Source organism: Methylobacterium sp. 1973, assembly GCF_040545035.1.
GTDB classification, from domain to species: Bacteria; Pseudomonadota; Alphaproteobacteria; order Rhizobiales; family Beijerinckiaceae; genus Methylobacterium; species Methylobacterium fujisawaense.
This window is the reverse complement of record NZ_JBEPLA010000007.1, coordinates 255,123-272,487: the sequence shown is the minus strand read 5'-3', so window position 1 is coordinate 272,487 and position 17,365 is coordinate 255,123. Positions and strand designations below refer to the sequence as shown.

Here is a 17,365-nt window from a genome sequence, read left to right as displayed (position 1 = left end):
CCCCCTCGGCCGGCCACGCCCGCACCGCCGGCTCAGCTCTGGAAGTCGACCAGAAGGGCCGAGAGGCTGCTGCTGCTGTTGGTGGTGCCGTTGGCGCCATAGCCGGCGCCGACCGACTGGCTGCTCTGGAGCTGCTGCATGAAGGTCGAGAGGAGGTCGTTCGTCGACTGCGTCACCGACGTGGAGGACGAGGTCCCGCTGCCGGTGCTGCCGGAGGCGGCGCTCCCCGGCGGCGGACCGGGCGGGGGGCCGGGCGGCGGACCGTCCGGCCCGGACACGTCGCCGGTGGCGTCCGCGCTCTGAAGGCTCTGGCCGTGGCTGGAAAACAGGTTCTTCAGCTCCGTGGCCTGGTCGGTGGTGAGGCTGCCGCTGCTGACCTGATCGGCGATCAGGCCGTCGATCCGATCCTTCATGGAGGACGGGTCGAGCTTGGACCGGGTCGTGGTGCTGCCCGAGGCGGAGCTGTCCGACGACAGGCTCGAATCGATGCTGCTCAGGGCGCTGGTCAGCGCCGTCGCGTCGGTGCTGCTGATCGTGCCGGCCGACAGCGCGCTGCTGATCGTGTCGGACATCTGGGTCTTGGGCGACGGAGGCGGCGACCATCGCTGCGCGGAGAGCTGCGATGTCGCGGTGGATGAGACGGTACTCATGAGGGGGCTCGGGTCACGGATGAGCCGGATTCGCCCGGCGGCGGGTCCGTGTGCAAATTACCCACGCGAGTCTTAAGGCCGCGTTTCCGGAACCGCCCGGATCCCCGTCGCGGTGCCGGGTGCAGGGACGGCCCGGAGCCGGGGCGCGACCGGGAACCCCGATCGCCGGATTCAGAGGCTCGCGGCCATGCGCAGCGGCGGCGCCTCGGCCGGGCGCGCCGCGGCCTCGGAATGGCCGTAGAGGCCGCGGTGCTTCGGGTTGGGCGACAGCCGGTCGGTGAGGCCGATCACCGTCTCGGCGGCCCCCAGCAGGAGCGCGCCCTCCGGTGCGAGCTGCGCGGCGAGCCGCGCCAGCACGTCCGACTTCGTCGGCGCATCGAAGTAGATCAGCACGTTGCGGCAGTAGATCACGTCGAACTGGCCCAGCGAGGCGAAGCTGTGCAGCAGGTTGAGCTGGCGGTAATCCACCATGCTGCGCAGGCTCTGGGCGATCTGCCACTGCTCGCCGACCTGGGTGAAGTACTTGATCAGCCACTGCACCGGCAGGCCGCGCTGGACCTCGAAATGGCTGTAGAGCCCGAGCTTGGCCTTCTCGATCACCTCGGTGGACAGGTCGGTGGCGACGATCTCGACCTGCCAGCCGGCGAGCCGCGGCGCCGCCTCCTGGAGCAGCATGGCCAGCGAGTAGGGCTCCTGCCCGGTGGAGGCCGCCGCGCACCAGATCCGCAGCCGGCGGCGGCTGGCATTGCGCGCCAGCACGTCCGGCAGGAGCGTGTCGCGGAACAGGTCGAAGGGGATCCGGTCGCGGAAGAAGAAGGTCTCGTTCGTGGTCATGGCCTCGACCACGGCCCGCTCGATCGTTCCGTTCTGGGCGAGCTTGAGGGCGCCGATCAGGTCGCCCAGGCTCGCGAGCCCGAAGCGGCGGCAGACCGGGGTCAGCCGGCTCTCCACGAGGTAACGCTTCTCCGGCGTCAACGCGAGGCCGGAGCGCTGCTTCAGGAAGCTGCGCAGGAATTCGAACTCGAGTTCGGTCATGCCGGCTGCCCCGTGATCATGGCGCGGAGCGCCGTCGCGAGTTCGGGCAAGGGCAGCACGGCCTCGGCGAGCCCGGCCCGCGCGACGCTGCCCGGCATGCCCCAGACCGTGCTGGTGGCCTCGTCCTGGGCCAGAACCGGGCCGCCGGCCTCGGTGAGGGCCCGGGCGCCGTTGGTGCCGTCCGAGCCCATGCCGGTGAGGATCACGGTCGCGGTGGCGGCGCCGAACACGACCGCCGCGTCCTTGAACAGGACGTCGACCGCGGGGCGGCAGAAGTTCACCGGCGGGCCGTCGGTGAGCTTGATGATCGGGCCGCCGGCGGCCGCGGCCAGTCCCATGTGGCGGCCGCCCGGGGCCACGTAGATGCGGCCCGGTTCGACCCGCTCGTCGGCCTTGCCCTCGGCTGCGGGGAGCCCGGTACGGGTGGCGAGGTGTTCGGCGAAGACCGCGGTGAAGATCGGCGGCATGTGCTGGACGATCAGGACCGGCAGACGGCGCAGGGCGGCCGAGCCGATTCCCTCCAGCATCTCGCCCACCGCCCGCGGGCCGCCCGTGGAGGAGCCGATCAGCAGGGCCCGGGGCTGGGTCCGGTTGCGGACCTTCGGCCGCAGCGTGAAGGGGGTCGCGGGGCGCGCGGCGGCCGGCGCCGGATGCGCCACGACCGCGGGTGCGTGGTGCCCGACCGCAGGCCCGGCGGGGGCGTGCGGGGTGGCCGGCACATGGCCGAAGGCGGGGCGCCGGCTCCGCGCGCGGGCGGAGCCGAACACGCGGACGCGCTCGATCAGCTCGACCCGGAACGTGTCCGAGGTGGTGACGCCACGGCTGCTCTCGGGCTTGGCGATGTAGTCCACCGCCCCGAGGGCGAGGCATTTCAACGAGATGTCGGCGTTGCGCGTGGTCAGCGTCGACATCATCACGACCTGCACGCTCGGGCTCATGGCCAGCATGCGCGGCAGCGCGGTCGTGCCGTCGAGTTCCGGCATCTCGATGTCGAGCAGGACCACGTCCGGGTCGTGCTTGGCCATCAGCTCGAGGGCGATCCGGCCGTTCGAGGCCGTGCCGACGAGCTCGAATCCGGCCTCGCCGATCCAGCGGGCCACGAGGCCGCGCACCACGGCGGAATCATCGGCCACCAGAACCCGGATCGTGGTGGCGGATGCGGTCGTGCTCGGGGTGGTGGGTGTACGGAGCGGAGCAACCGCGGGACTCAGGGCCATGATGCTTGCCTCGGGTACAGGTCGCGGGTGCAGGGGCGTCGGAGCCGAATCGTGCGGTCAGGCCGCGTCGGCGACGAGACCGACCTGTTCGAGCTTGGCCGTCAGGATGTCGCGGTCGAAGGGCTTCATGATGTATTCGTCGGCCCCCGCCCGGAGGGCGCGGGCGATCGCCCCGACATCGTTCTCGGTGGTGCAGAACAGGACCTTCGGCACGCCCCCGCCCTCGCTCTGGCGCAGGGCCTGGAGGAAGGCGTAGCCGTCCATGTTCGGCATGTTCCAGTCGAGCAGGATCGCGTCCGGCATGCTGGCGGCACAGGCTTCCAGGGCGGCGCTGCCATCCTCGGCCTCGCTGACGTTCATGCCGAGATCCTCGATGATCCGCCGGGCGACCTTCCGGATCACCGCGGAATCGTCCACCACCAGGCAGGTGGTCTCGTGGGGCGCCTTCATCGACCTCTCCCTCAAGCCGCCTTGGCGCCGGCGGGCGTGAAGCCGAGGAGCGCGTCCACGTCGAGGATCACCAGGAGCCGCCCGTCGAGGCGATGGACGCAGGTGGCGAGATCGCGGAAGCGCGGATCCAGGTTGATCGGCACCGCCTCGCGGCTGTCGGCCCCGAGCTTCAGCACCTCGCCGACGCCGTCGACCACCAGCGCGAAGGTCTCGCCGGCCTGCTCCAGGCCGATCGCCATCTTCGGGCTGGCCTTGGTGCCGTCCGCCTGGGCCTCCGCGTCGGGCAGGCCCAGCCGCCGGCGCAGGCTCATGGCCGTCACCACGCGGCCGCGCAGGTTCAAGAGGCCGACGATCTCGGCCGGCGCCAGGGGAACCGGCGTCACGCCCGAGGGGACGAAGACGTCGTGCACCCGCTCGATCGCCAGGCCGAACAGCGTCTCGCCGACATAGACCGTGACGAAGTCGTCGGTGGCGCCGGTCTCGACACCGTTGGTGGTGGCGCCGCTGGTGTTGGCGTTGGCAGCCTGCATCGGAACTCTCCGGATTCGATCGTCTCGATCGTCTCGATCGTTTTGGGGCGGGCGGCGTGCAGGCTCAGGCGGCTTTCGACACCGTGGCGGCGCCGATCTCGGCCAGCGCCGAGATCAGGCCGCTGCGGTCGAACTTCGCCACGAGGTCGCTGATCGCCAGGGCCCGGGCGCGCTCAACCGCATCGGCGCCGATCGCGCCGCTGAGGCCGATCACCGGGAGCCCGGCGAGGCGCGGCTCGGCCCGGCGCATGGCGGCGACGAGGTCGAAGCCGCTGCGGCCCGGCATCTCCAGATCGGTGACCACGACCTCGATCTGCGGATCGGCCTGGAGGGCCGCCAGCGCCGCGTCCGCGCTCGCCGCGGTGACCACCTGGTAGCCCGCCGCCTTCAGCACCGGGCTCAGCATGTCGCGGAAGAAGGCCGAGTCGTCGACCAGCAGGATCGTGGAGATCTGCTCGGGCCGCTTCAGGCCGCGCGCCCAGTCGTCGTAGGCCAGCGGCAGGAAGTGGGCGATGTTGATGATGTCGGTCGCCCGGCCCCGCAGAACCGCCGAGCCGATCAGGTCCGACCGGTCGGCCGCGATCTCGATGTCGAGGCGCTCCTCGACGATGTCGACGATCTCGTCGACCACGAGGCCCATGGCGCGCTCGCCGTCGGAGAACACCACCAGGGCCTGCGTCCCCTCCGACTTGATGGTGATCGCCGCGTCGGCCGGGACCAGGGGCATCAGGCGCCCGCGATACTGGATCAGCGCGCGGCCGCCGAGCCACTCGACCTTGGCGCACTCGATCTCCTCGAGGCGGGTGACCAGCGACAGCGGCACCGCCTTGAAGCTGCCCTGGCCGCCCTTGAAAACCAGGAGCGTGGTCTTGGTGTCGGCCATCTCCACCGCCTCGTCGGCGTCGGCGTCGATGTGGCCGCCGCTGCCCTGGACGCCCTGCGCCACCTGGCGGGCCACGCCGTTGGGATCGACGATCAGCACCACGGCGCCGTCGCCGAGGATCGTGTTGCCGGCAAACATCGGGATGTGCCGCAGCTTCACCGACATCGGCTTCACGACGATCTCCTCCGTGTGGAAGACCTCGTCGACGAGGATGCCGAAGCGCTCGCGCCCGACCTGGGCGACCACCACGAAGCCGGCCTGCTCCGCCTCCCCGCCCGGGCTCGACTGGCCGAGCAGGCCGGTGAGCGAGACGATCGGCAGGAGCCGCTCGCGCAGGCGCAGCACCGGCGCGCCGTTGATGTGCTCGACCCGCTGCGCCCCGGCATCGACCCGCACCAGCTCCAGCACCGCCACCTGCGGCAGGGCGAAGCGGTGCTCGCCGGCCCGCACGATCAGCGCGGCGACGATGGCCAGCGTCAGCGGGATCTTGATGGTGAAGGTCGTGCCGCGCCCCGCCGTCGTGGCGATGTCGATCAGGCCGCCGATGGTCTCGATGTTGGTCTTGACCACGTCCATGCCGACGCCGCGGCCCGAGACCGAGGTCACCGCCGCCGCCGTCGAGAAGCCGGCGTGGAAGATGAACTTGGCGACCTGGGCGTCGGTCATCCGCTCGACATCGGCCTGGGAGGCGAGGCCGCGCTGCACCGCCTTCTGCCGGATCGCCGCGAGGTTCAGGCCCTTGCCGTCGTCGGCGATCTCGATCGTGATCGTGCCGCCCTCGTGGTAGGCGGCGAGCCGGATCGTGCCGCGGGCGGGCTTGCCCGCCGCCACGCGCTCGGCGGTCGATTCGAGGCCGTGATCGGCCGAGTTGCGGACCATGTGGGTCAGCGGGTCCTTGATGACCTCAAGGACCTGCCGGTCGAGCTCGGTCTCGTTACCGACCATCACGAGGTCGATCTGCTTGCCGAGTTCCGCCGAGAGGTCGCGCACCACGCGCGGCAGCTTCTGCCACGCGTTGCCGATCGGCTGCATGCGCGTCTTCATGACGCCTTCCTGCAGCTCGGCGGTGACGTGCGACAGGCGCTGCAGCGGGACCTTGTAGCTCGAATCCTCGTGGCGGCGGGCGATCTCCAGGAGCTGGTTGCGGGTCAGCACCAGCTCCGAGACCATGGTCATCAGGTGCTCGAGCGTGTCGACGTTCACCCGGATCGTCTGATTCTTGGCGGCGGCGGTCGTCTCACCCTCGGCGCCCTCGGCCTTCTCGGCGCGGGCCGGCTCGGGCTTCTCGGCCTCGACCGGCTCGACCCTGGTCTCGGCCTTCGGCGGCGCGCTCGCCGCGGGGGCCGCGGGCGTCGGGGCCGGCGCGGCGGCAAGGGGGGCCGGCGGCGGGAGGAAATCCGATTCGTCGGGACCCGGGGCCGACAGGAAGGCGGCTTCCAGCTCGTCCAGGGTGACCTCGCCGGGCTTCAGCTCGCGGACCACCGGATCGGGCAGCACCGGCTCGGGCGGCGGCGGAGCGACGGCCTGCGGCTCGGGCGCGCCCTCGGCCATGCGCTCCAGGGCGGAGATGAGGTCGTCATCCGAGCCTGAGGGCTCGGTGCCGGTGGCTTCCAGATCGGCCAGGATCGCCTTGAGCCGGTCCAGCGTCAGCAGGATCAGGGTGACGGAATCCGACGTGGCGGGCAGCCCGTCGCGGAAGCGGCCCATCAGGGTTTCCGCAGCATGCGCCAGGGCTTCGAGCCGCGGAAGGCCGAGGAATCCGCAGGTTCCCTTAATCGTGTGCACGAGACGGAAGATGTTTCGCAGAATAGTCTCGTTGTTCGGATCCTGCTCGAATCGAACAAGTTCTGCATCAACCGTGTCGAGATGCTCCCCGCTCTCGGTCAAAAACTCGCGAAGCAGGTCGTCCATAGGCGCTACTCGTTACGCGGAGAAGGTCTCGCGCAACCTACTTACTCGCGCGGGGTTAGGGAAGCGTTTCCATCCCGGCCCCGCGTCTCGGTTTTTCAGAATTTCACGCCAGGGCCGTGTCCGAAGCCTCGCCGTCGGGGTCTTCGGGCGCTCCGATCACTGCGGGGCTCGCGGCGGGCGTGGCGGTGATAGTCACTTCATCACCCTCGATGGCGAATCGCACATCCATGGCGGCGGCCCGCGCCACGAGGCCCGCGTAGAACGGCAGGATGCCGTGCGCGTCGACGGTGCCGCTCTCGGGGCGGCCGGCCATCAGCTCCTCCACGTGGGGCGGGATGCGGGCATGCGAGCCCTTGGCCTTGAGCACCAGCGTGGGCGCCTCGGCATCGCCGGAGACGACGACGTCGATCACGCCGCCCCGGGGAATCGCCGAGGTGGCGACCATCACGAGATTGAGGAGGAGCTTGACCTTGTTCTTCGGGAAGAGGGCCTGGGGGGCGCTCCAGGTCAGCTTGGTCTTCTCGTCGGAGAACATGCCCTTGGCCACGCCCTCGGCGTCGGCGAGGTCGATCGAGGCGCCGGCCGAGCCCGCGGCCCCGAAGGCGATGCGGGCGAATTTCAGCCGCGCCGAGGCCTGCCGGGCGCTCTTGCCGATCAGCTCCAGGGCGAAGGTCCGCATCGATTCGTCCTGGTCGTCCTCCAGGACCTCGAGCCCGTTCACGATCGCGCCGACGGGGCTGATCACGTCGTGGCAGACGCGGGAGCAGAGCAGGGCGGCGAGGTCGAGGCCGTCGAGGTGCAGGGTGGGCGAGGTCGGGGAGGACATGGTGCGCTCCGGGCGGGCGGATCTGAGGTGCGGACGTCTGCGGGTCGGGGCCCCGATCGAGGCTGCCGGGTTCCGGCCGCCCGGCTCCCGGGCGCCCAGTCCTCGGCCGCCCCCGTGGCGATCGAGTCGCCCGAGGGGGTCCCGCACGGCCTGCAGGTCGGACCGGGGGCGACGACCGGTCCGCACGGATAGACGCCACGGTCAGCTTTGAAAAGCGTTACCGGATCGGACGGAGGGCGGGGCGGCCCCCGATTCCGGATCCGCATAGCCCAGGATCCGCCCAGCCCTGGATCCGCGCGTCCCTGCGCGCGGGGCCGGACACGGGCGGCCCGGTCGGTTACGATGCCGGCCCCGTCGCGCCAGGGAGGATGCGGCATGAGAGACGAGACCGGTCTCCGGAACGGATCGGCCACGACGCTGCGCGCGAGCCTGAGCCCCCGGCTCGGCCTCGCCGATCCGGACGCCGCGCAGGCCCGGCTCGCCGAGATCGCGCCGGCCCTTCCGGCCGGTTTCCTGACGCCGCCGTGCCGGGACCTGCTCCTCGGCCTCGCGGACCATTCGCCCTTCCTCTGGCGGGCGGCCACCCGGTCGCCGGACCGGCTCGTCGCCCTGCTGGAACAGGCGCCGGACGCGGCCAGCCGGGACATCATCGCCCGGCAGCGCGCGGTCGGCGCGTCCTGCGGGGCGAACCCCGACCTCGCCGAGGTCGGCCGGCGGCTGCGCGCCAACCGGGAGGAACATGCCCTCCTGGTCGCGCTGGCCGATCTCGGCGGCTGCTGGGATCTCGACGCGGTGACCCAGGCCCTGTCGGCCTTCGCGGACGCCTCGGTGAGCGGGGCGGTCGAGGCGCTGCTCCGGCAGGGGATGGCGGCCGGGCGGTTCCGGCCCGCGGATCCGGAGGCGCCGCAGGACGGGTCCGGCCTGATCGTCCTCGGCCTGGGCAAGCTCGGCGGCTGCGAGCTGAACTATTCGAGCGACATCGACCTCGTCGTCTTCTACGAGGCCGGCTCCGCCGCCGCGGCCACCGGCGGCGATCCGAAGCCCTTCTTCGTCAAGCTGGCGCAGGGGCTGGTGAAGCTCCTGGCCGACCGGACCGCGGACGGATACGTCCACCGCATCGACTACCGGCTGCGGCCGGACCCGGGCTCCACCGCGGTGGCGCTCTCCACCGGCTTCGCCTTCGACTACTACCAGACGCTCGGCCAGAACTGGGAGCGCGCGGCCTTCATCAAGGCCCGACCGATCGCCGGCGACATCCCGGCCGGCGAAGCGTTCCTCGCGGAACTGGCGCCGTTCATCTGGCGCCGGCACTTCGACTTCCCGGCCATCGCCGAGATCCACGCCCTGAAGCGCCAGATCCACATGGTCCGCGGACACGAGACCATCGCGGTCGGCGGCCACGACATCAAGATCGGCCGCGGCGGCATCCGGGAGATCGAGTTCTTCGTCCAGACCCAGCAACTCGTCTTCGGCGGCCGCAAGCCCGCCCTGCGGGGGCGTCGTACGGTCGCGATGCTGGCCGAACTCGTCGCGCAGGGCTGGATCGACGGGCAGGCCCGGGACGAGCTGCGTGCGGCCTACACGTTCCTGCGCACCCTGGAGCACCGGATCCAGATGATCCGGGACGAGCAGACCCAGCGCCTGCCCACCGGGACCGAGGCGCTGACCGCGCTGGCGCTGTTCGCGGGCTTTTCCGACCTGGCGGCCTTCGAGGCGGCGCTGCTCCACCACGCCGGCCGGGTCCAGGCGCATTACGCCCTGCTGTTCGAGGCCGGGCCGGAGGCCGGCGGGGACGGGGCCCCCCTGGTCTTCGGCGCGAGCGAGCCGGAGCCCGCGACCCTGGCGCGGCTCGGCACCTTCGGGTTCCGGGATCCGCCCCTGGCCTGGGAGACCGTGCAGGGCTGGCATCTCGGGCGCCGCCCGGCCCTGCGGACCGGACGGGCCCGGGAGATCCTCGCCGAGGTGCTCCCGGCGCTGCTGCGGGCGCTCGGCGGAACCGCCGATCCGGACGCGGCGCTCCTCGCCCTCGACCGGGCCTTCGCGCGGATGCCCGCGGTGGCGGAACTCCTCGCCATCCTGCGCTCGCACGAGCGCCTGCGCCTCCTGTTCGCCGACATCCTGGGGACGGCACCCCGCCTCGCCGACACGGTGGGCCTGAGCCCGCACGTCCTCGACACCGTGCTCGACGCGGATTTCGTGACGCCGACCACCGATCCCGATCAGGTCCGCGCGCAGTACCGGGCGCTCCTGGGACAGCCGGCGAGCCACGAGGAGAGCCTCGACCGCTGCCGGGACGCCACGCGGCAGATGACCTTCGTCACCGGCGCCCGCCTCCTGTCGGGCATCCTCACGCCGCGCCAGGCCGGGGAGGCCTACGCGGCGATCGCCGACGCGACGGTGGCGCTGAGCCTGGAGGCGGAGGAGCGCCGGTTCGCCCTGGACCACGGCACGCTGCCCAAGGGACGCTGCTGCATCCTGGCGCTGGGCCGCCTCGGATCCCGGCAGCTCAGCGCGGAATCCGACCTCGACCTCGTCTTCCTCTACGATTTCGACCCGGAGAATCGCACCAGCGACGGCCGGCGCCCCCTCGACGCCGTGGTGGCCTACAACCGGCTGGCGCAACGCGTGTTCGCGGCGCTCACCACGGCCACGCGGCGGGGGCGGCTCTACGCGGTCGACCTGCGGCTGCGGCCCTACGGCAGCCACAGCCCGCCCGCCGTGCAGCTCAGCGGCTTCGCGGCCTATCACGGCGGCGAGGCGGAACTCTGGGAGCACATGGCGCTCGCCCGCGCCCGGGTCGTGGCCGGCGACGCCACCCTGGCGGCCGACGTCACGGCCGCGATCGCCCGGGTGCTCCGGCAACCGCGCGAAACCGCCGCCGTCTGCGCCGAGGCGGGCGCGATGCGGGCCCTGGTCGCCCGGGAGCGGGGCCATGCCGGCCCCTTCGACCTGAAGCTCGCACCGGGCGCGCTGTTCGACCTCGACTTCCTGGCCCAGGCCCTCGTGCTGAGCCGGGCCCGCGACTGGCCCGGCTGCATCGGCCTCGGCGCGGAGGCGCTGTTCCGGGAGGCGGCGGCGCGCGGCCTCCTGCCCGCGGCAACGGGCGAGGCCCTCGCCGAGACCTACGGGTTCCTCGACGCCGTCTATCAGTGGCAGCGACTCGTGATGACCGATCCCGCCGCGGAGCCCTCCGAGACCGCGGCCCGGCAGATCGCCAAGGCCGTGGGCCTTCCGGACGCCCGCAGCCTCGCGGCGGAGCTGCGCCGCCACCGGCGCCGGAGCCAGGCCCTGCTGGCGCGGATCCGGCGGACTTTGCGGATGCCGGGCGCCGCGGATGTCCCGCCGGAGCACGGCTGACGGGGCCGTCCCGGCCCGACAGGCCGGCCGCACACCCGGGAGACACGGTCGACATTGCCGGCGGGCTCGGGCATTCAGGGTCGCCTCCGGAGGGACCATGACGAGCGCGACGACGATCTCGGAACCGGAGCGTGAGCGGATCGCCGCGGCGCTCGCCGAGATCGCCTGCGCGGCGGGCGAGATTCTGCGCCGCTACCATCGGGCCCCCTGCCCCCACGCCCTGAAGCCGGACGGCTCACCGTCGAGCGCCGCCGACACCGAGGCCGAGGACCTGATCGTCGAGGCCCTCGCCGGACGCTTCCCGGGGATCGCGGTCGTGGCCGAGGAGCGCGCCCAGACCGACGCGACGCGGCCGGCCGACCTCTTCTTCCTCGTCGATCCCCTGGACGGCACCCGCGACTTCCTCGCCGGGACGCCGGACTACTCGGTCAACATCGCGCTGGTGTCCGGCGCCCGCCCGGTGGCCGCCGCCCTGGCGGCCCCGGGGCTCGGCCGGGTCTGGTGGGCGGGCGCAGCAACCGTCGAGGGCGCGGTGGTCGCCGGCCGGCCGGGGGCCGGGCGGCCGGTCCACACGCGACCGGCGCCGGAGGCCGGCCTCGTCGCCCTGGGCAGCCGGCGGCACGGCGATCCCGAAACCGCCGCCTGCCTCGCGGCGCTGCCCGTCCTGGAGACGCGCCAGGTCGGATCCGCCCTGAAGTTCGGGCTGATCGCCGCCGGCGAGGCGGACATCTACGTGCGCTGCGGCCCGACCATGGAATGGGATACGGCCGCGGGCGATCACATCGTCGCGGCGGCGGGGGGCTGCGTGGTGGTGCCCGGCGGTAGCCCGATCCGCTACGGGCAGCACGGGCCCGATCATCGCAACGGGCCCTTCGCGGCCCTGGGCGATCCCGCCCTGGCCCCGCGCCTCGCCCTGCCGACCGGCAGGCCGACGGTGCCGCTCAGCGCGGCGCATCCATAGGCGGGACGTCCTGCAGGGCACGCAGGGCCGGCCACGCCGCCTCCGCCTGCCGGACCAGGTCGGGCTCGGCCAGGAACCGGGCGCGGCGCTCGGCATTCCGGAACAGGTAGAGGCGCTCGCCGATCACCGCGAAGACCAGGGGATCGGCATCCACCAGCCGGCCCTCGAGGATTCCGGCAGCGTCGTAGCCCCCGAGGCGCGGGGCGTAGACCGGCGGATCGTCCCGGAAGGCCTCGCGGTTGGCGCCGCTGGCGAAGCGCCAGACCCGGCCGTCCCAGGACAGTTCGAACCGGGCCGCCCCGGCCTGCGGCCCGCCCTTTAGGAAGTAGCTGACGGGGTCGAAGCCGTTGAGCGTCAGCAGCGCGATCCGCGTCTGGGACGGCAGGCCCTCTTCGGCCGCGGCGCGGCGGGGGCCGACCCCCGGCAGAGGGGCCAGCGTGGCCGTCAGCGCGAGGGCCAGCGTGATTGTCAGCGCCGCCCCCGGGATGATCGCCGCGGCCGCGGGGTCAGGACGCGTTAACCACATCTTGCGAATTCCCTCAGAAGCTGGTCCGACTCATCCGCCCGGGTTCGCGGGACGCACGGCCCGGATGGATGGCGGCGCCCCGGCCGATCCGGGGCGCAGGCGCGGCCGCTGCCGGCCCGGCGGGACGAGAGCGGCCCAGGTCCATCGCACGAACCGTTAATCGAACCGGGCGAGGAGACAACGATGATGGCACGAGACGATCGCGGCACCGACCGCCGCACCCTGCTGCGGGCGGGCCTCGGCCTGGCTCTCGGCGCGCCCTTCGGCGCCTCTCTCGCCGGCCTCGCCGCCGCGGAGCCGGCCCGGGCGGCCGGCGAGGACCTCGACACGCCCGAGACCTTCCGCCCCGGCGAGATCGTGGAATCCGGCCACCGGTTCTTCGGCACCGTGTCGCGCGGGCTCGCGCTCACCGTCGAGGAGGCGGGCCGGCGCTGGGGCGAGCCCAACGGCTATATCCTCGGACAGGAGGGCGGCGGCGCCCTGGTGGCGGGCGTCCGCTACGGCGAGGGCACCCTCTACACCCGCAATGCCGGGCAGCGGCGCATCTACTGGCAGGGCCCGTCCCTCGGCTTCGACGTCGGCGGCGACGGCGCGCGCACCATGATGCTGGTCTACAACCTGCCGAACGTGCGCAACCTGTATCGCCGCTTCGCCGGCGTCGACGGCTCGGCCTACCTCGTGGGCGGCTTCGGGATGACCGCGGTGGTCAACGACCGGACCATCGTCGTGCCGATCCGCAGCGGCGTGGGCGCGCGCCTCGGGATCAATGTCGGTTATTTGAAGTTCACCCGTGAGCCGACCTGGAACCCGTTCTGATCAGGAATCCGTTCTGATTGACCGGTGCCGCAGGATTTCACCCCCGCGGCCAACCTGGGCTAGAGTGGACTTGGGTCGGGTCTTCCGGCCGGATGCGCGGACTGCACCCTCGTGATCGAAACGGTGATGATCTTCGCGCTGGGCTTCCTGGCGGCGAGCCTGTGCGGCCTGCTGCTGCTGCCGGCCCTCAATGCGCGTGCCGCACGCCTGGAGCGACGCCGGGCCGAGGCGCGCTTGCCCCTGTCGCCGGCCGAGATCGCGGCGGAGCGCGACTTCCTGCGCGCGCAGTTCGCCGTCCAGCAGCGCCGCCTGGAGCGCCGGGTCGAGACGGTCGAGGCGCGGCGGCAGGCCGACATGGCGGCGATCGGAGCCGGGACGATGCGGGTCGCCGCCCTGGCGCGCGATGTCGCGGCCCGCGATGCCGAAATCGCCCAGGTCCAGGCCAAGACCCGGGAGCTCGAGGCCGAACTGGCGATCGCCCGCGAGGACGGCACTGCGAGCCTCGCGACGCTCCAGGCTCTCGAGGACGCCCATGCCGACCTGCTCGACAGCCTCCTGACGCTCCGGCAGGGCACGGCCCCGGCACCGGACGCCGCCGCGCTGGCGGCCGAGCGCGACGATCTGCGCGCCAGCCTAAAGGCGGCCGAGGAGGCTCTGGCCCTGACCCTGGCCGACCGGCAGAACGACCGCTCCGGCGACCGGCAACCGGATCGGCAAGCCGGGATCGAGCGGGAGAACGCCGACCTGCGCCGGCGAATCGTCGAGGTCGCCGACGCCCTCACGGGCCCGGGCCGGATGCCCCGCGCCGCCGCGCCGATGCCGCAGCACGAACGGGTTTGAGCGGATCCGCCTCCGAAACGGGGCCTCTACCACCAGAACCGGACCGAAAACCTGCGACGACTGCCTTGTTTCGACCACGCAAAGGCATCATCGCAACGTCGACGCGTCACGCATTCACAACTTCGACAGATGGTACGGATACCCATGCGCCTGAAGCCGATCGCCCTCGCCGTCGCGGCGTCCGTTGTCCTGACGCTGCCGGCGGCGGCGCAGCAGACGAAGCGCGGCAACGAGACCCTGAAGAAGTACTGCACCGGCGATTACCTGACCTACTGCGGCAATCTGGCCCCCGACGATCCGGCCACCGACGCCTGCTTCCAGAAGAACTGGAAGAAGCTGAGCGAGAACTGCCGCCGGGCGATCGACGCCTACGAGGCCGAGCAGCAGCAGAACGCCCCCGCCAAGAACCGGCAGGGCTCGCAGGGCGGCAAGGAGCGGCGGGGCTGACGCCTCTCCGCTGACAATCCTCGGCCGAAAGTCCCCCGAGCGGGCCATCGGCCGAGGACCGAGCTCGGCCTGTGGCGGGGGCGCGCTCGCGCCGGGGCTCGGCAACGGCTAAGGTAGCGCTCCCGCCGGCCCTCGCGTGCCGGTGCCGAGCCCGCCGGACCCTCGCGCGATGTTGTCGAAACCCGCCCTGAAACTCCTCGCCGTGTCCGGCCTCGTGGCCCTGGCGGTCTCCGCCTGCGGGCGGCGTGGTGCCCTGGAACCGCCGCAGACGGCGGCCCCGGCCGCCGCGCCGGCGAGCGGGGGCGCGGCGACCGGGCGGCGGACGCTGCCGGTCTCCGTCGGCCTCGGCGGGGGCGCCCCGGAGCCGGATGCGGCCTCGGTGCGCGCTGGCGACGAACTCTCCGTGGCGGCAGTGCCGCCGGGCGGCACCGATGCGCCGGTGGAGACCAGCCGCGGCGCGCGGCGGGGCTACCGCGTGCCGAAGGAGCCTTTCATTCTGGATCCGCTGCTGTAGAGGGCTGAGGCCGGCACGGCGCCACGCCGCCGGCAGGCCGTCGTGGTGCTCCGCGCCCGGTGACCCGGTCGGATCCGGTCGTCGGCGTGCGCCCGCGTCGGCCTGCGGCGGGGTGTTTCACGGGAAACAGGCCGCGCTCCGGCGCGCAGACGAGACACGGCCGAGATGCACCATTTCCACTATCGCGACGGCCGCCTGCACGCCGAGGCGGTCGACCTGACCGGCCTCGCCGCGGAGGTCGGGACGCCGTTCTACTGCTACAGCACCGCCACCCTCGAGCGGCATTACCGCGTCTTCGCGGAGGCCTTCGCGGCCGACGACGCGCTGGTCTGCTTCGCCATGAAGGCGAATTCGAACCAGGCCGTCCTGCGCACCCTCGCTTCCCAGGGCGCCGGGATGGACATCGTCTCGGGGGGCGAGCTGCAGCGGGCGCTGGCGGCCGGGGTGGATCCCGGCAAGATCGTGTTCTCCGGCGTCGGCAAGACCCGCGCCGAGATGGAGGCCGCGCTCAAGGCCGGCATTTTCTGCTTCAATGTCGAGAGCGAGCCGGAACTCGCGGTCCTGTCCGACGTGGCCGTGGGCCTCGGCCTCAAGGCCCCGGTCTCGATCCGGGTGAACCCCGACGTGGATGCCGGCACGCACGCCAAGATCTCCACCGGCAAATACGAGAACAAGTTCGGCATCCCGATCACCCGGGCGCCGGCGGTCTACGCCGCTGCCGCCGCCCTGCCGGGGATCGCGGTGCACGGCGTCGACATGCATATCGGCAGCCAGATCACCGATCTGGCGCCCTTCGCCGACGCGGCCCGGCTGCTGGCGGACCTCGCCCGGACGCTCATGGCGGCCGGCCATCCCCTGCGCCACATCGATTTCGGCGGCGGTCTCGGGATCCCCTATCGCGACGACAACGCGCCGCCGCCGGATCCGGCCGCCCTGGCGGCGACCCTGCGGCCGCATTTCGCCCCGCTCGGCCTGCGGCCGGTCTTCGAGATCGGCCGGATGATCGTCGGCAATGCCGGGATTCTGGTGACGCGGGTGCTCTACGTGAAGCACAGCGAGGGGCGCACCTTCGTGATCGTCGACGCGGCGATGAACGACCTGATCCGCCCGACCCTGTACGAGGCCTATCACGCCCTGCGGCCGGTCCTCGAGCCAAGTTCCGGGACGCCGCGCCTCGTCGCCGACGTGGTGGGTCCGGTCTGCGAGAGCGGCGACTATCTCGCTCTCAACCGCGACATGCCGGCGGTGGCGGCGGGCGACCTGATCGCCGTGATGAGCGCCGGCGCCTACGGGGCGGTGCAGTCCTGCACCTACAACACGCGGCCCCTGGTGCCGGAGGTTCTGGTGCGGGGTGACCGGGCGGCCGTGGTGCGACCGCGCCTCGACGTCGACGCGCTGATCGCCCTCGACCGGGTGCCGGACTGGCTGGCGTGAGCGGCGCGCCCGCGTCCCCGTCGGCCGCGGCGGCCGACCGGCGGCTGCCGCTGTCGGTCTTCATCATCGCCCACAACGAGGTGGACCGGATCGGCGCGACGATCCGGGCGGTGCGGGGCCTGACCGACGACCTCGTGGTGGTCGATTCGGGCTCCACCGACGGCACGCAGGCGCTGGCGGCCGCGCTCGGCGCGCGGGTGATTCACAATCCCTGGCCGGGCTACGGCCCGCAGAAGCGGTTCGCCGAGGAGCAGTGCCGGCATGTCTGGCTCCTGAACCTCGACGCCGACGAGGTAGTGCCGGAGGATCTCGTCCGGGAGATCCGGGCCCTCTGGGCCGCGGGCGAGCCGCGCCGGCCGGCGTGGCGGATCGGCATCGCGGAGATCTTTCCCGGCGAGGGCCGCCCGCACCCGCTCGCCTACACCCTGACGCCGGTCCGGCTCTACAGGAAGGACCGGGGCCGTTACGCCGCCTCGCCGGTGCACGACCGGGTGGCGCTGGAACCCGGCGTCACGCCGGGGCGGCTCAGGGGCGTGATCCATCATTTCTCGGTGCGCTCGCTCGGCGACCAGCTCGACAAGCTGAATCGCTACTCCGACCAGCAGGCGGAGGACTTGGAGACGCGGGGCGTGGTGATCCCGACCTGGCGGGTGTTCGTGGAACTGCCGGGCAACTTCCTGAAGGCCTATCTCGGGCGCCGCCACTTCGTGCGCGGCACCTACGGCTTCCTGACGGCGATGAACTACGCGATCTCGCGGCATCTGCGCGTCGCGAAGCATGTCGAGCGCCGCCGCGTGGCCGCCGCCCGCCAGGATCGGGTTGACCCGCCGGATCCGACCTTCTAGAGCCAGAGCGCCGGAGACGTGGCCGAGCGGCTGAAGGCACTCGTTTGCTAAATGAGCATACCCAGAAATGGGTATCGAGGGTTCGAATCCCTCCGTCTCCGCCATTTAGCCATAAGATGTTGT

16 protein-coding genes and 1 tRNA gene are annotated in these 17,365 nt (G+C 72.4%); 9 read left to right on the top strand and 8 right to left on the bottom strand.

From position 1 onward, the window contains the following. Window positions 1-32 precede the first annotated feature (32 nt). From ABIC70_RS16095 to chpT, 7 genes are all read right to left on the bottom strand, one after another. Window positions 33-650, bottom strand: a complete 618-nt coding sequence (locus ABIC70_RS16095) for a hypothetical protein (RefSeq protein ID WP_043759340.1) — start codon at window positions 648-650, stop codon at window positions 33-35. Window positions 651-821: 171 nt separating this feature from the next. Next, window positions 822-1,685, bottom strand: coding sequence for a CheR family methyltransferase (locus ABIC70_RS16090; protein ID WP_043386914.1), 864 nt, complete (start codon window positions 1,683-1,685; stop codon window positions 822-824). After that, window positions 1,682-2,902, bottom strand: coding sequence for a chemotaxis-specific protein-glutamate methyltransferase CheB (gene cheB / locus ABIC70_RS16085; RefSeq protein ID WP_043386917.1), 1,221 nt, complete (start codon window positions 2,900-2,902; stop codon window positions 1,682-1,684). The genes ABIC70_RS16090 and cheB overlap by 4 nt, the downstream gene beginning before the upstream one ends. A 57-nt stretch (window positions 2,903-2,959) precedes the next feature. Further along, window positions 2,960-3,352, bottom strand: coding sequence for a response regulator (locus ABIC70_RS16080; RefSeq protein WP_043352407.1), 393 nt, complete (start codon window positions 3,350-3,352; stop codon window positions 2,960-2,962). 11 nt (window positions 3,353-3,363) lie between these two features. Continuing rightward, a complete protein-coding gene (locus ABIC70_RS16075; RefSeq protein ID WP_043386919.1) occupies window positions 3,364-3,882 on the bottom strand; it encodes a chemotaxis protein CheW in 519 nt (172 codons plus the stop codon). Window positions 3,883-3,946: 64 nt separating this feature from the next. Then, a complete protein-coding gene (locus ABIC70_RS16070; RefSeq protein ID WP_279900848.1) occupies window positions 3,947-6,676 on the bottom strand; it encodes a hybrid sensor histidine kinase/response regulator in 2,730 nt (909 codons plus the stop codon). Window positions 6,677-6,779: 103 nt separating this feature from the next. After that, window positions 6,780-7,502, bottom strand: coding sequence for a histidine phosphotransferase ChpT (gene chpT / locus ABIC70_RS16065; RefSeq protein WP_043352403.1), 723 nt, complete (start codon window positions 7,500-7,502; stop codon window positions 6,780-6,782). A gap of 375 nt (window positions 7,503-7,877) precedes the next feature. On the opposite strand from chpT, the gene ABIC70_RS16060 reads away from it, so the two are divergent. Continuing rightward, window positions 7,878-10,859 (top strand): bifunctional [glutamine synthetase] adenylyltransferase/[glutamine synthetase]-adenylyl-L-tyrosine phosphorylase, encoded by a 2,982-nt coding sequence (locus tag ABIC70_RS16060; RefSeq protein WP_354440101.1) that lies wholly within the window; start codon window positions 7,878-7,880, stop codon window positions 10,857-10,859. A gap of 97 nt (window positions 10,860-10,956) precedes the next feature. Beyond that, complete coding sequence (locus tag ABIC70_RS16055) at window positions 10,957-11,820, top strand: 3'(2'),5'-bisphosphate nucleotidase CysQ family protein (RefSeq protein WP_053610564.1); 864 nt, start codon at window positions 10,957-10,959, stop codon at window positions 11,818-11,820. Here the strand turns inward: ABIC70_RS16055 and ABIC70_RS16050 are convergent. Beyond that, complete coding sequence (locus tag ABIC70_RS16050; protein ID WP_043352398.1) at window positions 11,801-12,346, bottom strand: YHS domain-containing (seleno)protein; 546 nt, start codon at window positions 12,344-12,346, stop codon at window positions 11,801-11,803. The two genes, ABIC70_RS16055 and ABIC70_RS16050, sit on opposite strands and share 20 nt — an antisense overlap. Window positions 12,347-12,529: 183 nt before the next feature. Between ABIC70_RS16050 and ABIC70_RS16045 the strand changes: the two genes are divergently transcribed. The 7 genes from ABIC70_RS16045 to ABIC70_RS16015 all read left to right on the top strand — a co-directional run bounded on the left by ABIC70_RS16045 (window position 12,530) and on the right by ABIC70_RS16015 (window position 17,346). Then, window positions 12,530-13,162 carry a DUF1134 domain-containing protein gene (locus ABIC70_RS16045; protein WP_043386928.1) on the top strand — a complete coding sequence of 211 codons (633 nt, stop codon included), beginning with the start codon at window positions 12,530-12,532 and terminating at the stop codon, window positions 13,160-13,162. Between the two features lie 111 nt (window positions 13,163-13,273). Beyond that, a complete protein-coding gene (locus ABIC70_RS16040) occupies window positions 13,274-14,002 on the top strand; it encodes a hypothetical protein (RefSeq protein WP_075380922.1) in 729 nt (242 codons plus the stop codon). Between the two features lie 144 nt (window positions 14,003-14,146). After that, window positions 14,147-14,449 (top strand): hypothetical protein, encoded by a 303-nt coding sequence (locus tag ABIC70_RS16035; RefSeq protein WP_043352393.1) that lies wholly within the window; start codon window positions 14,147-14,149, stop codon window positions 14,447-14,449. Window positions 14,450-14,618: 169 nt separating this feature from the next. Beyond that, complete coding sequence (lptM, locus tag ABIC70_RS16030; protein WP_043352391.1) at window positions 14,619-14,963, top strand: LPS translocon maturation chaperone LptM; 345 nt, start codon at window positions 14,619-14,621, stop codon at window positions 14,961-14,963. Window positions 14,964-15,128: 165 nt separating this feature from the next. Then, window positions 15,129-16,397 carry a diaminopimelate decarboxylase gene (gene lysA, locus ABIC70_RS16025; RefSeq protein ID WP_179697348.1) on the top strand — a complete coding sequence of 423 codons (1,269 nt, stop codon included), beginning with the start codon at window positions 15,129-15,131 and terminating at the stop codon, window positions 16,395-16,397. Continuing rightward, on the top strand, window positions 16,394-17,242 hold the full coding sequence (locus tag ABIC70_RS16020) for a glycosyltransferase family 2 protein (protein WP_179697349.1): 849 nt from the start codon (window positions 16,394-16,396) through the stop codon (window positions 17,240-17,242). The genes lysA and ABIC70_RS16020 overlap by 4 nt, the downstream gene beginning before the upstream one ends. Window positions 17,243-17,254: 12 nt before the next feature. After that, window positions 17,255-17,346: transfer RNA gene (locus ABIC70_RS16015), tRNA-Ser, on the top strand. Window positions 17,347-17,365 lie beyond the last annotated feature (19 nt).

Coding starts and splice junctions, on each gene's coding strand:
- ABIC70_RS16045 (WP_043386928.1), top strand. CDS start 12,530: ATGATGGCACGAGACGATCGCGGCACCGACCGCCGCACCCTGCTGCGG.
- ABIC70_RS16060 (WP_354440101.1), top strand. CDS start 7,878: ATGAGAGACGAGACCGGTCTCCGGAACGGATCGGCCACGACGCTGCGC.
- ABIC70_RS16075 (WP_043386919.1), bottom strand. CDS start 3,882: ATGCAGGCTGCCAACGCCAACACCAGCGGCGCCACCACCAACGGTGTC.
- ABIC70_RS16070 (WP_279900848.1), bottom strand. CDS start 6,676: ATGGACGACCTGCTTCGCGAGTTTTTGACCGAGAGCGGGGAGCATCTC.
- cheB (WP_043386917.1), bottom strand. CDS start 2,902: ATGGCCCTGAGTCCCGCGGTTGCTCCGCTCCGTACACCCACCACCCCG.
- ABIC70_RS16055 (WP_053610564.1), top strand. CDS start 10,957: ATGACGAGCGCGACGACGATCTCGGAACCGGAGCGTGAGCGGATCGCC.
- chpT (WP_043352403.1), bottom strand. CDS start 7,502: ATGTCCTCCCCGACCTCGCCCACCCTGCACCTCGACGGCCTCGACCTC.
- ABIC70_RS16095 (WP_043759340.1), bottom strand. CDS start 650: ATGAGTACCGTCTCATCCACCGCGACATCGCAGCTCTCCGCGCAGCGA.
- lptM (WP_043352391.1), top strand. CDS start 14,619: ATGTTGTCGAAACCCGCCCTGAAACTCCTCGCCGTGTCCGGCCTCGTG.
- ABIC70_RS16080 (WP_043352407.1), bottom strand. CDS start 3,352: ATGAAGGCGCCCCACGAGACCACCTGCCTGGTGGTGGACGATTCCGCG.
- ABIC70_RS16090 (WP_043386914.1), bottom strand. CDS start 1,685: ATGACCGAACTCGAGTTCGAATTCCTGCGCAGCTTCCTGAAGCAGCGC.
- ABIC70_RS16035 (WP_043352393.1), top strand. CDS start 14,147: ATGCGCCTGAAGCCGATCGCCCTCGCCGTCGCGGCGTCCGTTGTCCTG.
- lysA (WP_179697348.1), top strand. CDS start 15,129: ATGCACCATTTCCACTATCGCGACGGCCGCCTGCACGCCGAGGCGGTC.
- ABIC70_RS16050 (WP_043352398.1), bottom strand. CDS start 12,346: ATGTGGTTAACGCGTCCTGACCCCGCGGCCGCGGCGATCATCCCGGGG.